General features: G+C 64.3%; 12 protein-coding genes. 7 read left to right on the forward strand and 5 right to left on the reverse strand.

What is annotated here, in order from left to right:
• The first annotated feature begins 5 nt into the window (after nucleotides 1–5).
• Entirely contained in the window at nucleotides 6–725 is a 720-nt protein-coding gene (gene phoU, locus GSQ90_RS13115) for a phosphate signaling complex protein PhoU (RefSeq protein WP_158815285.1), read from the forward strand.
• Entirely contained in the window at nucleotides 722–1,462 is a 741-nt protein-coding gene (gene phoB / locus GSQ90_RS13120; RefSeq protein WP_158815286.1) for a phosphate regulon transcriptional regulator PhoB, read from the forward strand. The genes phoU and phoB overlap by 4 nt, the downstream gene beginning before the upstream one ends.
• 63 nt (nucleotides 1,463–1,525) lie before the next feature.
• Here phoB and GSQ90_RS13125 read toward each other — a convergent pair whose 3' ends face one another.
• Both GSQ90_RS13125 and GSQ90_RS13130 read right to left on the reverse strand, forming a co-directional pair.
• Nucleotides 1,526–1,825 (reverse strand): putative quinol monooxygenase, encoded by a 300-nt coding sequence (locus tag GSQ90_RS13125; RefSeq protein WP_158815287.1) that lies wholly within the window; start codon nucleotides 1,823–1,825, stop codon nucleotides 1,526–1,528.
• 100 nt (nucleotides 1,826–1,925) lie between these two features.
• Nucleotides 1,926–2,477, reverse strand: coding sequence for a GcrA family cell cycle regulator (locus tag GSQ90_RS13130; protein WP_158815288.1), 552 nt, complete (start codon nucleotides 2,475–2,477; stop codon nucleotides 1,926–1,928).
• Between the two features lie 502 nt (nucleotides 2,478–2,979).
• Between GSQ90_RS13130 and GSQ90_RS13135 the strand changes: the two genes are divergently transcribed.
• The 4 genes from GSQ90_RS13135 to GSQ90_RS13150 are packed head-to-tail and all read left to right on the forward strand — an operon-like array spanning nucleotide 2,980 to nucleotide 7,043.
• Entirely contained in the window at nucleotides 2,980–4,185 is a 1,206-nt protein-coding gene (locus GSQ90_RS13135; protein ID WP_158815289.1) for an aspartate aminotransferase family protein, read from the forward strand.
• On the forward strand, nucleotides 4,182–5,129 hold the full coding sequence (argF, locus tag GSQ90_RS13140) for an ornithine carbamoyltransferase (protein ID WP_158815290.1): 948 nt from the start codon (nucleotides 4,182–4,184) through the stop codon (nucleotides 5,127–5,129). Before GSQ90_RS13135 ends, argF begins: the two co-directional genes overlap by 4 nt.
• On the forward strand, nucleotides 5,126–6,103 hold the full coding sequence (locus GSQ90_RS13145) for an Hsp33 family molecular chaperone (protein WP_158815291.1): 978 nt from the start codon (nucleotides 5,126–5,128) through the stop codon (nucleotides 6,101–6,103). Before argF ends, GSQ90_RS13145 begins: the two co-directional genes overlap by 4 nt.
• Before the next feature lie 7 nt (nucleotides 6,104–6,110).
• A complete protein-coding gene (locus tag GSQ90_RS13150; RefSeq protein ID WP_158815292.1) occupies nucleotides 6,111–7,043 on the forward strand; it encodes a polyprenyl synthetase family protein in 933 nt (310 codons plus the stop codon).
• A gap of 78 nt (nucleotides 7,044–7,121) precedes the next feature.
• On the opposite strand, the gene GSQ90_RS13155 is transcribed toward GSQ90_RS13150, so the two are convergent.
• From GSQ90_RS13155 to GSQ90_RS13165, 3 genes are read right to left on the reverse strand one after another with little or no spacing between them, the layout of a single operon-like run.
• The gene (locus GSQ90_RS13155) at nucleotides 7,122–7,850 is read right to left on the reverse strand and encodes a nucleotidyltransferase family protein (RefSeq protein ID WP_246731582.1); all 729 of its coding nucleotides are present in this window, start codon (nucleotides 7,848–7,850) and stop codon (nucleotides 7,122–7,124) included.
• Nucleotides 7,851–7,874: 24 nt separating this feature from the next.
• On the reverse strand, nucleotides 7,875–9,440 hold the full coding sequence (gene tsaE, locus GSQ90_RS13160; RefSeq protein ID WP_158815293.1) for a tRNA (adenosine(37)-N6)-threonylcarbamoyltransferase complex ATPase subunit type 1 TsaE: 1,566 nt from the start codon (nucleotides 9,438–9,440) through the stop codon (nucleotides 7,875–7,877).
• 1 nt (nucleotide 9,441) lies between these two features.
• A complete protein-coding gene (locus GSQ90_RS13165) occupies nucleotides 9,442–11,817 on the reverse strand; it encodes a PAS domain-containing sensor histidine kinase (RefSeq protein WP_246731583.1) in 2,376 nt (791 codons plus the stop codon).
• A gap of 382 nt (nucleotides 11,818–12,199) precedes the next feature.
• Between GSQ90_RS13165 and GSQ90_RS13170 the strand changes: the two genes are divergently transcribed.
• Nucleotides 12,200–12,436 (forward strand): TetR/AcrR family transcriptional regulator, encoded by a 237-nt coding sequence (locus GSQ90_RS13170; protein ID WP_158815294.1) that lies wholly within the window; start codon nucleotides 12,200–12,202, stop codon nucleotides 12,434–12,436.
• Nucleotides 12,437–12,714: the final 278 nt, after the last annotated feature.

Consider the following 12,714-nt stretch of genomic DNA (forward strand, 5'->3'; position numbering starts at 1 on the left):
CTCTTATGAGCGAACATATTGTCAGAGCTTACGACAAGGAACTTGACGAGCTCGGGCGGCGCATTGCCGAAATGGGCGGGATCGCGGAAAAAATGGTGATCGACGCGATGGATGCGTTGAGCAATGTCGATCTCGTCCTCGCCCAGCAGGTCATTGCGGCCGATCCGCGTCTTGACGCCATTCAGCGCGAGATCGAGGAACAGGCGATTCTGACCATCGCGCGCCGCCAGCCGATGGCTGTCGATCTGCGCGAGATCATCGGCGCGATCCGCATTGCCGGCGATCTCGAACGGGTCGGCGATCTCGCCAAGAATATCGCCAAGAGGACGGTGACGATTGGTCAGGAGGCGCGCCTGCCGCGTGCGCTCGTCGGCCTCAAACATATGAACGAATTGGCGACGGAGCTGATGAAGGACGTGCTCGACGCCTATGCGCAGCGTGACGTCGAACGGGCGCAGGCGGTGTGGACGCGCGACGCCGAGCTTGACGCGCTTGAGGATTCCGTTTTTCGCGATCTTTTGACGCATATGATGGAAGACCCGCGCAATATCTCGTTCTGCGCACACCTTCTGTTCTGCTCAAAGAATATCGAGCGTATCGGCGATCACGCCACCAATATCGCGGAAACGGTTTTTTACCTGGTCACCGGCGGCACGCTTCCGGCCGAACGTCCCAAGGGACGCCCTGACCTCAACGTTGCTTCCTTTGGGACGGCTGCGAAATGAACGAAGAACGCAGAGAGCCGGCGCGCGCCGCCACATCGACCTCGCCGCGGATTCTCGTTGTGGAAGACGAATCCGATCTTGCCTTGCTTCTCGCCTATAATCTGGAGGCGGAAGGCTATGTCGCCGAATGCGTCGAGCGCGGCGACGAGGCTGAACTCAGGCTCGTCGAGAGCCCGCCCGATCTGTTGATTCTCGACTGGATGCTGCCCGGCGTCTCGGGTCTGGAAATCTGCCGGCGGTTGCGCGCCCGCGAGGGCACGCGGACTCTGCCCGTCATCATGTTGACCGCGCGGGGCGAAGAGGGCGAGCGCGTGCGCGGCCTGTCGGTCGGCGCCGACGATTATGTCGTCAAACCCTTCTCGGTGCCCGAACTTATGGCGCGTGTGCGCGCGCTGCTCAGACGCAGCCGGCCCGAGCGCATCGCCGACAAGCTCTCGGCCGGCGATCTCGACCTCGATCGGGAAACCAGGCGCGTGCGGCGCGGCTTGCGCGACGTGCATCTGGGTCCGACCGAGTTTCGGCTGCTGGAATATCTTCTGGAAAAACCGGGCCGCGTCTTTTCGCGCTCGCAATTGCTCGACGGCGTATGGGGGCTTTCGGTCGAAATCGACGAGCGCACGGTCGATGTGCATGTCGGTCGCCTGCGCAAAGCCCTGTCGCGCGGTCGCGAACGCGATCCGATCCGAACCGTGCGCGGAACCGGCTATTCGTTCGACGAGACTTTCGGTAAAGCGTGAGCGCCAGCGCATCGGCTGGCGGGCTGGTTTGAGTTTTTGTGGCGGCTGGACGCGCCCGTGAGGTCAGATTGGTTGAGGATCTCCAACCTCGTATAGGCGCAGATTTCGTTCCCCGATACCGAGAGAAGGCCAACTTGCGCGCCAATTGGCTATGTGAACAGATCTGAAATGCGCGCCGAGCGCCGTTCGATCTGTCCAGCATTCCTTCACATGGATCAGGCCTCTATCGAGCACGTCCTCGGCATACGAATATTCCAGGCATGCAGCTTCCGCCCTGCTCGCCTCGACCATGGAAGCCATAGCGGGCCGCGCAGCATCCAACCGACCTGCGGGAAGCCTTATTGTGCCAATAATCAGAAGCATTGTTGTCCCTCCCCTCTGGAGGGAGCCGCGAATAAGAAAGACGTCCTCGCGAGAATAGAAACTCAAGCGAATCCATGACCGCCGACGCCAAAGATTGACTTTAGGCGGTGGGCCGGCTCGCCATCGCGCGACGGTCGCGCTCACGCTCCCTGCGGCGATCCTGCACAGGCTGGTAGGCCATCCGCCCGTGATGGGTGCAATAGGGCCCTGTCCCCGACGATTGAATGCCGCAATAGCGAAACTCCGACGTGGTCGGGTCGCCCAAAGGCCAGCGGCACATGGCTTCCTTGAGCTCCACGATCGTCACGCGCAGCGACATGGGAACGACAACGTCTTCGTGAAAGACCGGCCGGGCCTCCATCGCCGTATCGATCGAAAAGGCCAGCGCTGTGTTTCCCCGCACGGAATGGCCGCCGCCGCCGCTCGGCCGGCTCGCCATGGGCGCTCGGGGCGTTGGCGCGGGCCGCTGCCGAACGCGCGGAACGGCGGGGGATGTCGATTTCGCGCGTCCCGATAGTCCAAGCCGATGAACTTTGCCGATCACCGCGTTGCGGGTGATGCCTAAACCAAGCTCCGCCGATATCTGACTTGCGCTTCTGCCATCAAGCCAGAGCTGGCGCAGAAGTTCGACCCTTTCATCCGTCCAAGACATTTTGGCCTCATCTTTTCTGAACGTCCGGGCGCAAATTCAATCGCCCATTCCGTCCACTGCATTGGTTCGAGACAGAATCCTCCCACCTCGCTCGACGGCCGCGCCATCGAACGCCACGCACTCAAACGCTCTTATGAAGGTCCGCCACACGACATGTCGTGGTTCACTGTCCTAACGCTACACTACTCGTTGAATCGCGCGCAAGAGTCCGGAGTCCCCTCCACACGACCTTTTCCCCAACTGATATATGGCGTCGCATGGGTTGGCCGCGAGCGACTTCAGATTGATTGAGTCCGATCAACGATTTAGCGCTCGGTTTCTTTGGGCGGCGCGGGCGGCGGCGGCGTAAATTATTTTTGCGATCGCCGCTTTGATTTGACCGGCCCGCGATCAATCCCCTATTATTACGTTCAAAGAGCGGCCGTCCCTGCGGGGCGGCGTTTTCGTTTTTACGGTCCGCCGGCAGCGGCGCGCCGCCATCCCGAGCGAATGGAGTCCTAACGTGTCATCCGCGATCGTGCCGGTTTATGCGCGCGCCGATATTGCCTTTGAACGGGGCGACGGCTGTTGGCTTACCGCGACCGATGGCGAGCGATATCTCGACTTCGGCGGCGGCATTGCTGTGGCCTCGCTGGGCTATTCGCATCCCCATCTCGTTGCGGCGCTGAGCGAGCAAGGCGCCAAGCTCTGGCATTCGTCCAACTTGTTCCAGATCCCGGGCGGCGAGCGTCTGGCGGCGCGTCTGGCGGAAGCGACCTTCGCCGATCTGGTGTTCTTCTCCAATTCCGGCGCCGAGGCCAATGAGGCGGCGATCAAGATGGCGCGCAAGCGCCAGTCGGTCGGCGGCCATCCCGAGCGCTATCGCATCCTCACTTTCGAAGGCGCCTTTCACGGGCGCACCCTGGCGACGATCGCGGCGGGCGGCCAGGCCAAATATATCGAAGGCTTCGGGCCGAAGGTCGATGGGTTCGACCAGATTCCGATCACCGATCTTGCCGCCGTCGAGGCGGCGATCGGCCCGGGAACGGGCGCGATCATGATCGAACCGATTCAGGGCGAAGGCGGCGTGCGCGTGGTTGCGCCGGCGTTCCTGCGCGGCTTGCGGCGTATCTGCGACGAACGCGGGCTCGTGCTGATATTCGACGAGATCCAGACCGGCGTCGGCCGCACCGGGCGTTTGTTCGCCTATGAGCTTGTGGGCGTCACGCCCGACATCATGACGATCGCCAAGGGCATCGGCGGCGGTTTCCCAATGGGCGCTTGCCTGGCGACCGCCGACGCCGCCAAGGGCATGACCGCCGGCGTGCATGGCACGACATTCGGCGGCAATCCGCTAGCGATGGCGATCGGCAATGCGGTGCTTGACGTCGTTCTCGAACCCGGCTTTGTCGAACGCGTGGCGCATCTTGGCCTTCTGCTGCGCCAGCGTCTTGCCGAACTGCGGGATCGTCACCCGCAAATCGTCGAGGAGATCCGCGGCGAAGGCTTGATGGTCGGGGTGAAGTTGAAGGTTCCCAACACGGAATTCGCCGCCGCCGCGCGCGCCGAGCGGCTGCTGACGATCCCCGCCGGCGACAATATTGTGCGCCTGCTGCCGCCGCTCATCCTCACCGAGGAAGAGCTTTCCGAGGGCGTGCTCCGTCTCGATGCGGCCTGCCGCCGCATGGAGAGCGAGATCGCGGCGATGCGCAAAGGCGTGGCTGAATGAGCGCGTCGCAGAAAGGCGCCCCGGTTCGGCATTTCCTTGATCTTCTCAACGTGCCGGCGCCGGAGCTTCACGACATCATGGAGGCGTCCGCCGCGATGAAGGCGGCGCGCGTCAAGGGCCAGCCATCGACGACGCGGCCCCTCGCCGGCAAGACGCTGGCGATGGTCTTCGATCGCCCCTCGACGCGCACGCGCGTATCCTTCGATATGGCGATGCGCGAACTTGGCGGCGAGACGATCATGCTGACCGGCGCCGAGATGCAGCTCGGACGCGGCGAAAGCATCCCGGACACCGCGCGGGTGCTTTCGCGCTATGTCGATGCGATCATGATCCGCATCCTCGACCATGAAGCGATGGAGGAGCTCGCGCGCTATGCGACGGTTCCCGTCATCAACGGCCTGACGAAGCAGTCGCACCCGTGCCAGGTGATGGCCGATATCCTGACGTTCGAGGAGCATCGCGGTCCGATCAGAGGTCGCAAAGTGGCCTGGAGCGGAGACTACAACAACGTCCTTTCCTCCTGGATCGACGCAGCGCAACGCTTCGACTTCTCGCTCGACATCGCCTGCCCGCGGCCCCTGCAGCCGCGCCCTGAGCGCATCGAAGAGGCGCGGGCTTTGGGCGCCAAGGTCACGCTCGGCGAGGATCCGTTCGCCGCCGTCGCCGGCGCGGCGGCCGTCATCTCCGATTGCTGGGTTTCGATGGGCGACGAGGACGAGGGGCGGCGCCATAATCTGCTTGCGCCCTACCAGGTCAATTCGGCTTTGATGGGCGCCGCGGCGACCGACGCGATCTTCATGCATTGTCTGCCTGCCCATCGCGGCGAAGAAGTCACCGATGAGGTCATCGACGGCCCGCAATCGGTCGTCTTCGACGAGGCCGAAAACCGTCTACACGCCCAGAAAGGCATTCTGGCCTGGTGTCTGGGAGCGGCGGCCTCATGAATCGAACGCCACCCTCCCGCGCGGTGTCGGACGCCGGGCAGGACGACATCGTCGTCCCTTTTCTGGTCGAACCCTTGAGCACCCGGGGCCGCGTAGTGCGTCTTGGTCCGGCCATCGACGCCATCCTCAAGCGCCACGCCTATCCCGCGCCGATCGCCCGGATCGTCGGCGAAGCGGTGGCGCTGACCGTCCTGCTCGGTTCGGCTCTCAAGATCGAGGGCAGCTTTCAATTGCAGACCAAGACCGACGGCGTCTTGAACATGCTGATCGTCGATTTCGACGCGCCCTCGAACTTGCGCGCGCTCGCCCGCTTTGACGCCGCTCGGCTCGCGCAGGCCGGCGGCGCGGGGCGCTCCGGGGATTTGCTGGGGTCGGGCCATCTGGCTTTCACCATTGATCCCGGCGGCGATCTGGCGCGCTATCAGGGCGTCATCGCGCTGGACGGGCAGGGATTGGAGGAAGCGGCGCATCAATATTTCCTGCGATCCGAACAGATTCCAACCCTCGTGCGCCTTGCCGTGGGCGAGGTTCTCACTCCCACCGGCGCGCATTGGCGGGCCGGCGGGCTGATGGCGCAGTTTCTCCCCGATTCGCCCGAGCGGCGGCGCCAATTCGATCTCGATCCCGGCGACGCGCCACCCGGCGCGCCGCGCGACATTGTCGCCGAGGACGACCACTGGACAGAGGCGAAGGCGCTGGCCGCCACCACCGAAGATCACGAATTGATCGATCCGACGCTGTCGAGCGAGAGGCTCCTTTATCGCCTGTTCCATGAGCGCGGTGTGCGCGTGTTCGAGCCGGGCGTTTTGCGCGACGTCTGCCGTTGCTCGACCGAGCGCATCGATGCGATGCTGCATAGCTTCTCGGCGGCCGAGCGCGCCGATATGGTCGGCGACGACGGTATGATCGGCGTCACTTGCGAATTCTGCTCGACCAAGAGGATATTCGACCCCGCCGATTACGAAAAGGCGTGAGGGCGCTATGACATACGAGACGGATAGTTCAGCGTTCCTTGCGCGGTTGAAACAAGTCGGCGGTGAGGTGGAGGGCATGCTGGAGAGCCTTCTGGCTGCAGCGCCGCTGCCGGGCGAGATCGCGCGGCCTGCCCGGCTTCTGGACGCGATGCGCCATGGCGTTCTGGCCGGGGGCAAAAGGTTACGACCGTTCCTGGTCGTCGAGACGGCGCGCGCGCTTGGGCAAACGGGCGAGGGGCCGCTGCGCGCCGGCGCGGCGATCGAACTCCTCCACTGCTACTCGCTTATTCATGACGATCTGCCCGCGATGGATGACGACGACCTCCGGCGCGGACGCCCCACCGTACACAAGGCTTTCGACGAGGCGACCGCCATCCTGGCGGGCGATGCGCTGTTGACGCTCGCCTTCGATGTGATGGGCGATCTGCCGACCCATCCCGATGGCGCAATCCGCGCCGCGCTTTGCGTCGGCCTCGCGCGCGCGTCGGGCGTGGGCGGCATGGCGGGCGGGCAGATGCTGGATCTCGCGGCCGAATCGGCGCCCGCGCCCCTGGACGCCCATGCGATCGAGCGGCTCCAGGCGATGAAGACCGGAGCCTTGCTGCGCTTCTCCATTGACGCCGGAGCCATCATTGGCCATGCGACGCCTCATGCGCGCGCTTCGCTTTCGCGTTGCGGCGGCGCGCTTGGCGCCGCCTTCCAGATCGCCGACGACATTCTCGACGCGGAAGGCGATGAGGCCAAGCTTGGCAAACGCGCGGGCAAGGATGCGGCGCGCAACAAGGCGACCTATGTCTCCGCCTTCGGCCTCGATCAGGCCAAGGTCGCGCGCGATCGTCTTGTCGCTCAAGCGGAAGCGGCGGTCGATGAAGCGGGACTTGGCGAGAGCGGCGACATCTTGCGCGCCGCCGCGCTGTTCATCGCCGCGCGTACGAATTAAGGAAACGATCCGACGGGGTCACACCTGGCCTTGCGTCGCGGCGCGAAAGGAGCGGTCGACGCTTTCGGGCTCGCGGCGTTACAGCGTCGAGCGATCGATCGCCCGCTCAGCCTCTGCGATTGATTCCGGCCGTCCGACATGCAGCCACAGGCCGTCGAGGCGCTGGCCGTAGAGGCGGCCCTTGCGCGCCGCTTCGAAGAAGAACGGCGCAAGACGGAAGGCGTCCGCCTGCTGGCCGCTAAAAAGCTCCGGCTTGATGATGCCGACCCCGGTATAGACGAAAGGCGCGACATGGCGGTCCTGGCGGGGCGTGAGGCGTCCATCCGTGTCGAACGAGAAATCGCCCGGCCAGTCGACGCCCACGGCGCCGGCCGATGACGCGACAAGCAGCGCGGCGTCCATCCGTTCGGGGTCGAATGCGGCCGCCAGCCGCTGCAGATTGGAGCGCGGCCCCTCGATCCAGAAGGCGTCGGTGTTGCACAGGAAGAACGGGGCGTCGCCGAGCAGCGGCAGCGCGCGCTTGATGCCGCCGCCCTGGTCGAGCAATTTCGTGCGTTCGTCCGAGATGACGATGGCGGGATGCTTACGCGAAGCCAGATGCGCCTCGATCTGGTCGGCGAGCCAGTGCACATTGACGATGGCGCGCTCCACCCCGGCTTCGGCGAAACGGTCGAGGCAATGGTCGATCAGCGCTTTGCCTGCAACTTTGACGAGGGGTTTGGGCAGGCTATCGGTGATCGGCCGCATCCGCGCGCCGAGGCCGGCGGCGAAGACCATGGCGGCTTTCGGCATGTGCGGCGACGCCATCGGTCAAATCTCGTTCAGGGGCAATCAGGGTTCGGCGGGATGCGCTTCGCCGCCCAATGCGCGCGGCAGATGGGCCTGATACCAGAGCTTGATCGGTTGCAGCAAGGAATGAGAGAGGCTCTTGGCGAGATAGCGTTCAATGCGCGGCAGGTGAGCGAGATATTGCGGCTTGCCGTCGCGCTTATCGAGCCTGGCGAAGATGCCGAGGATTTTCGTCGCCCTTTGCGCGCCCATCACTGCATAGGCCGCCGTGAAGGCGCCCGCGTCGAAGGCGGGATCGGCGCTTGCCCGCCGACGCGCATAATGGGCCATCAGCCGCAGCTCCATTTCGTCAGGAATATCGACGCGCGCGTCCTGAAGCAGCGACGCCAGATCATAAGCGGGCGGCCCGAGCACGCTGTCCTGGAAGTCGATCAGTCCGAGCCGTTTCAGGCCGTCGCGTTCGGCGAGCCAGTGCAGGTTCGGTGAATGAAAATCGCGTAAGGTCCAGGTCGTCGGCTGGACGAGAATCGGGGCCAGCGCCTCGCGCCAGAGGCCAAGGAATTGCGCGCGGGCGCCGGAAGCGGGCGCGGCTTTGGCGACATGGGGCGCATACCAGTCGAGGATCTGCTCGACCTCGACCAGCATCGCCTCGATATCATAGACGGGGATCGCGTATATCTCGTCGTCGACAGGCAATTGCGTGGGCAGTGTCCGGCCATGCAATTCGGCGAGCAAAGACACCGCCTCCGTGTAGCGCACGGCATTGGGGCCGTCGGCGTCGGCGATATAATGCGCGCCGATATCCTCCAGAATCGCCAACCCGTCGGCGACATTGTGGGCGATGATGCGCGGGGCCGAAACGCCTTGGGCGCGGAGCGCCCCGTCCATCGCGATGAAAGCCCGGATGTCGTCGGCGAGCTTGGCGATCGCGCCATAGGGTTTGCCATAGCGCAGGATGGGCCCGTCGGGACGCGGCGGCGCGATCATCAGAATCGCGGTCTCGCCCGAGGGCGCGATGAGCTTTTCATAAGCTCTGACGGAGGCGTCGCCCTGCATGAAGACGCGCTCGGCGTTGCTCCAGCCCGTGCGCGCAAGGATCGTATCGATGCCCCGCGCGCGCGCGAGACGCGGTCCCCAGGCGCCGCGGCCGCTCAGGATCGCGAGGCGATAGTCAGCGCCTTTCGCCATATCGAGGCGAAACGCGATCTCCAGCCTGTTGGGATCGAGAAGATCGCCGGCGCGTTCCGGCCATTCGACAAGGGTCAGCGCGCCTTCAATCGCCTCCTCCCAGCCGAGGTTGAAGAGTTCGTCGGGCTGACGGATGCGATAGAAATCGGCATGAACGATCGGATAGCCGGGGCCATCGTAAACCTGCATCAGCGTGAAGGTCGGGCTTGGCGCCTCAAGGGCGGGATCGCCCGTCAGGTGTCGGATCAGCGCTCGGGCGAATGTCGTCTTGGCGGCGCCAAGATCGCCCGATAGCGCGACGAGATCGCCCGGCTTGATCCATTGCGCGACCCGCGCCGCCAGCGCGACGGTCGCCGCCTCGCCCGGCAGGTCGATCCGCCATGCTGAATCCGCGCCGTTTGCGTTGGCGGTCGCAATCACGTCACGCGACCGCGCGGGTTAGGGCCGCCGCGCCGGCCACCGGAAAAATGCAGGTCACCGTCGTGCCCTCGTTGGGCGCCGAGTCGATCAGAACGCGTCCGCCATGCAATTCGACGAGCGCGCGCACGATCGACAGGCCGACGCCGAGGCCGCGATGACGGGAGCCGACCGTATGGGTCTCAAACCGTTCGAATACGCGATCGAGCACTTCGGGGGGAATGCCGCGCCCGCGATCGCTGACCTTGAACACAATCTCGTCGCCTCGCCGCATCGCGGCCAGCGTCACCGTCTGGCCCGGCGCCGAGAAGCCGATCGCGTTGGACAGGAGGTTGAACAGGATCTGGCGCACGCGCCGCCCATCGGCGCGCAACGAGCCGACGCCGTCGGTGGCGATGATGCGCAATTCGATCGCCGATTCGGTGAGCCGGTCCTGAATGCCTTCGGCCGCCGCCTTCATCGCTTCGGCGACATCCACTTCCTCGAGCCGCAGCTCAAGCGCACCGGCGTCGATCGTCGCAAGGTCGAGAATATCGTTGATGATGGCGAGCAAAGCGGCCGATGATTTAGTGACATAGCCGGTATATTCGAGTTGCTTGGCGTTGAGTTCGCCGACAACCCCTTCGGCGAGCAATTGCGCGAAACCGATGATGTTGGTGAGCGGCGTGCGCAATTCGTAACTGACGTGATGGACGAAATCGTTGCGCAGCTTCTCGGCGCTGACGAGCGCCTGATTGCGCTCCGTCAGGGCGCGCTCGACATTGACGCCCGCCGTCACGTCCAGGAAGGTGAGCAGCGTCGCGCCATCGGGTAGAGGCATCGCCGCGCAGTCGAGAACGAGGCCGTCCTTGCGTTCGATGCGCGCCTCATAGCCCTTGCGCTCTTCGGGCAGGCCGACAATGACGGCGCGCAGCGCCGACCAGAGGGACGATTCGTCAAGGAGCGGCGCGCAGAATTTGGCCATTTCATCGATGTGCGGCTTGGCCTCGGCATTGGCCGGGTCGAAACGCCAGAGCGCGGCGAAGGCCGGGTTGATCAGTTTCAGGCGCCCGTCCATGCCGAACACTGCGACGCCTTCTTTAAGCGTATCGAGCGTCTCGCCCTGCACGCGGGTCAGGGCGTTGAACTGCGATTCGAGATTGAAGCGCTGGGTGACGTCGTCGAAAAGATAGGTGACGCCACCTTGCGTATTGGGGCTGGCGACTGCGCGCAAGGTCCGCCCGTCGGGCAGATACCAGACATATTCGGCTGATTCAATCGCCTGATAGGCTCCTTGAAGCTGCGCTTTCCAGGTGCGGAAATCGGCCTGTTCCGGCAATTGCCGCTTGGCGCGCAGGCGATCGAGCACTTCTCCATCGGTCGGTTGCTGGTCGAGAAAAGCAGGGTCGAGCGACCAGATCTGCCGATAGGCGGCGTTATAGAAAACCAGACGCTTGGAGCGATCGAAAATCGCCACGGCGGTCGAGAGTTGATCGAGCGTCCGAGCATGAGAGCTCGTCTGGCGATCGAGTTCGGCGCGCAACGCAATCGTTTCGGAGAGATCGCTCGCTATGCCCGCCGCGCCATTTTGACTCGCGACTTCGACGACCTCGTACATTTTGCGCTCGCCGGCGGCGACGGCGGGCGTACGTTGGCGCCAGATTCCCGTCTCGACACGCGCGGCGTGGGCGGCCTCGCGCGCATCGCCGTCGAAAAGCTCGAGCGAGCGAGCGCCGACCTCGACAGAATCCTTTGCTTCGACGGCGCGCGCGTAGGCGGCGTTTGACCAGGCCAGTCGCCCGTCGGCATCACGCGTCCAGACCGGGTGCGGAATGGCGTCCAGGACCGCCCGGATCGCGCCGAGCTCTTCGAGAAGCTCTGTATGGCTCTCGCGAAGCCGCACCAATTGCAGGCGATCGCCCGATACGTCGCGGATGCGCAACACGGCGCGGCCCGCGACGGCGCGCCCTTCAATCTCGAAATGGCGACCGCGCGAACTCGCCACCGCGACCGAAAAACCCTCGCCGCGCTCGCGAAGCCGCTCGACCGCTTGATCCATCTTTTGCGCAAGGTCCGGCGCCAGCCACGAGCCGAAGCCGAGCACACGGCGCGGCAGCGGCGTGTCGGTGACAAGCGAATAATCGCCCTCGATTTCGGGCTCGCCGTCGGCGACGCCCCAGGCGATGACGATCTGCGGTTCTGTGGACAGAAACAGATTCGCGCGGTCGAGGCGCGCATGGGTCTGGGTGAGTTCGGCGGTGAGCGCTTTTTCGCGCCGTGTCCAGTCGCGGCGTCCCAATAGGTGGAGCACGGCGGTAAAAGTGCCGAACAACAGCAGGATGAGAAGGACAAGTCCGGTCAGATCCTGTTCGCCTGTCGAGTCGCCTGACAGAATCGGCAAGGCGATTCCGGCGGAGGCGGCTGGCGAAACGAGAAGCGTGGCGAGGGTGGCGCAGGAAAACGTCGCGCAGCAAATGCTCCGCCCTGTCGCGCCACGCGTTGATCCCCGCTCGCGGTTTGGCCTCTGTTTCCTACGCAAGCACCGGCCCCCTCAGATCGCGGAGGTGAGCTTGAACATTGCTCGAACGGCCCCGCCGATGACCCGGGCTCCTTCCGCCAAGAAGGCCCGAATCACCCCAATGTAGCCTTACGCAAGCTTGGCTAGGAAGTCGTTAACCATAGGATCGGCATTTTAGGTGAAGACGCGAGTCGGCGGCGCTACTTATGGTAGGCGCTCGCGCTCAAACCGCTAGATTTATCCTACCGTCTGAGGCAGCCTCGGTGTGTGGCGGGTTCGGACATCGGGCGCTGACGTCGCCAAAGGAACATTCTATCTTTATTTTTCGTCCAAGGACGATTTATGCGCCGCGTTCGGCGAAGGCGGCGCCGATTGTGTAGCAAGAAACGGAGTGATCGCGTTGGGGCGGGCGCAACAATCGGCGCTGCAATCCTCGGATTGGCGCTCGCTCGGCCTATGGCGGCGCATTGAAAGCGTTAAGACTCCAGGACTTGGGCGATGATTGGCGAAAGGAATAAGCGGTCCCGTCTCTCATGCGCGGCGTCAAAAGGAATCGTCTATGGCATCAGTTTCGCGCGGTCGATCAATCCGGACGAGGCCATCCATTCCGGACGGCGCGCCACTTGCGCCAGGGGCGGCGCGCGCGATGGTGCTGAAAGGGATTGACCAGTTGGTCGCTGCAGGAATCGCGAATTTGAATGCGCGCGGCGATTCGAGCCTGGAATTGCGGTTTGGCGCCGACGAAGTCTGGCGTCTCGATGAAAAATGGATCACCCGCGA

The sequence above is a fragment of the Methylocapsa sp. S129 genome (assembly GCF_009765995.1).
Lineage (GTDB): Bacteria > Pseudomonadota > Alphaproteobacteria > Rhizobiales > Beijerinckiaceae > Roseiarcus.

What these genes read in the sequence shown, in the direction of transcription:
- GSQ90_RS13150 (WP_158815292.1), top strand. Translation starts at nt 6,111, where the DNA reads ATGACATACGAGACGGATAGTTCAGCGTTCCTTGCGCGGTTGAAACAA.
- GSQ90_RS13125 (WP_158815287.1), bottom strand. Translation starts at nt 1,825, where the DNA reads ATGCTTCTGATTATTGGCACAATAAGGCTTCCCGCAGGTCGGTTGGAT.
- GSQ90_RS13145 (WP_158815291.1), top strand. Translation starts at nt 5,126, where the DNA reads ATGAATCGAACGCCACCCTCCCGCGCGGTGTCGGACGCCGGGCAGGAC.
- GSQ90_RS13155 (WP_246731582.1), bottom strand. Translation starts at nt 7,850, where the DNA reads ATGGCGTCGCCGCACATGCCGAAAGCCGCCATGGTCTTCGCCGCCGGC.
- GSQ90_RS13130 (WP_158815288.1), bottom strand. Translation starts at nt 2,477, where the DNA reads ATGTCTTGGACGGATGAAAGGGTCGAACTTCTGCGCCAGCTCTGGCTT.
- argF (WP_158815290.1), top strand. Translation starts at nt 4,182, where the DNA reads ATGAGCGCGTCGCAGAAAGGCGCCCCGGTTCGGCATTTCCTTGATCTT.
- phoU (WP_158815285.1), top strand. Translation starts at nt 6, where the DNA reads ATGAGCGAACATATTGTCAGAGCTTACGACAAGGAACTTGACGAGCTC.
- phoB (WP_158815286.1), top strand. Translation starts at nt 722, where the DNA reads ATGAACGAAGAACGCAGAGAGCCGGCGCGCGCCGCCACATCGACCTCG.